Here is a 1675-nt window from a genome sequence, read left to right as displayed (position 1 = left end):
CGAACAGATAGGCAGGCGTTGTGCGGCTTCGCCGCACCGAAGACCGCCACCACCCTGGCCAGCGCCGTTTCCGTTCCGGCCCGCATGTCCAGCGGCTCGGTGGCGAGCCAGATGCGATCAACGCGGATCATTGCAGGAGCTCGCGCATGAACCGGGCACAGCCTTCGGCGTCCGTCGCCGGCCAGCGCACGGTCAAGGTCGTGCAGCGATGGGGAATCTCGATGCGGATCTCCGCCTGGCTGGAAGCCGCTGATTGAAGAGGCGGCTCCAGCGCCACCGGGAGAAAGGCGGGCAGTGTCCCGGTCGACGGGGAACATGCGGCCAGTCTTCTCCAGCGATGAACCACATGGGTATTGATGCCGTGGCTCAGGGCCACGCTGGCCACCGAGTTGCCGGACAGGCTGCACTCCTGCACGACCTGCGCCTTGAAGGCCTTGGAATAAGAACGTCGCTGCATGATTCCCCGCTTGAAAGCCTTGAGATGGTGTCCACGATAAATAGGTGGACACCCTCTCTTAGCCAGGCGGGTTCAAGCCAGATGACTTGGCCAGACGCTTACCCTTGTTCTTCGTCGAGCTCGGCGCATCGATCAGGGTGGCGTCGACAATGGTGCCCTGGCGCAGCGACAGTCCGCGCTCGCCCAGGTAGCTGTTGATCACTTCCAGCATGCCTGCGGCCAGTGCGTGCTTCTCCAGCAGGCGGCGGAAGTTGAGGATGGTCGTTTCGTCCGGGATGCGCTCCAGGCCCAGGCCGGCGAACTGGCGCAGGAGAGTGGTTTCGTACAGCGCTTCCTCCATCGCCGGATCGCTGTAGCCGAACCAGTTCTGCATCAGGTGCACGCGCAGCATGGCTGCCAGCGGATAGGCTGGCCGACCGCCTTCGCCCTTCGGATAGTGGGGCTCGATCAGGGCGATCAGCCCAGACCACGGCACCACCTGGTCCATTTCGAGCAGGAAGCGCTCGCGGCGGGTCTGCTTGCGCTTTTGCTGGCGTACTCGGCGTCGGCGAAGGACAGCTGCTTCATCGGGAAATTCTGGCAAGGGGATGGACGTATTTCACCAGAGTCGGGAAGTCTTTTTCAGGATTTCCTATAGGTTGAGCTGTTGTCGCTCAGCCATTGCAACGGCGTGGCAGGCAGCTGCTGGCCAAAGCGCTTTTTCACGGACTCCAGCATGATATCGCGGATATCGTCGCCACTGTAGCCATGGAGCTGGCCACCCGGCCAATGGCTTCGCGGTCGCAGCAGACCAGGACGAAGGTCACCAGTAGCCTGGCGCCATCCTCGCAGCGAAACTCGAAGCCATCGGAGCGCCAGCGAGTATTGCTCGCCGACACGGCCACCCGCCCCTCATGTGACGCCGCGCTACGCCCGATTGCTTGCGTCGCCGCTCCAGCAGCGGCTTGTGGTCACGCATGACGCGGAAAACCCGTTTCACATTGACCGGCAGCTGATCCTGTCGCTCGTGCTGTCGGTGCAGCAGGCCCCAGACGCGACGGTAACCATGGCTGGTCAGCTCGCTGACGACTGTCTGTATCTGGGCTACCAAGGCTGCATCATGGGGTGTTCGACGACGCCTTTCGGGTTCTTCGCGGAATCCTGGGAAAGCGAGGATTGACAGTCAGGGAAGCAGGTAAATTGGCAGTCGCCAAACTCACCAACCGCTGCCCCCTGCTG

General features: G+C 62.6%; 2 protein-coding genes and 1 pseudogene. 1 reads left to right on the top strand and 2 read right to left on the bottom strand.

The features are described from left to right. Positions 1-127: 127 nt before the first annotated feature. Together tnpA and EV691_RS23125 are read right to left on the bottom strand one after the other, a co-directional pair. Positions 128-457 carry an IS66-like element accessory protein TnpA gene (gene tnpA / locus EV691_RS23130; protein WP_131302580.1) on the bottom strand — a complete coding sequence of 110 codons (330 nt, stop codon included), beginning with the start codon at positions 455-457 and terminating at the stop codon, positions 128-130. A gap of 94 nt (positions 458-551) precedes the next feature. Beyond that, positions 552-1024: pseudogene (locus EV691_RS23125) on the bottom strand (IS5 family transposase); the annotation flags it as partial. A 379-nt stretch (positions 1025-1403) separates the two neighbouring features. Between EV691_RS23125 and EV691_RS24370 the strand changes: the two are divergent. Continuing rightward, complete coding sequence (locus EV691_RS24370; protein ID WP_242672678.1) at positions 1404-1616, top strand: hypothetical protein; 213 nt, start codon at positions 1404-1406, stop codon at positions 1614-1616. The last annotated feature ends 59 nt before the right edge of the window (positions 1617-1675 follow it).

Origin of the sequence: Azotobacter chroococcum, from assembly GCF_004339665.1 — a bacterium.
GTDB lineage: Bacteria > Pseudomonadota > Gammaproteobacteria > Pseudomonadales > Pseudomonadaceae > Azotobacter > Azotobacter chroococcum.
This window is presented reverse-complemented; position numbering and strand designations above follow the sequence as displayed.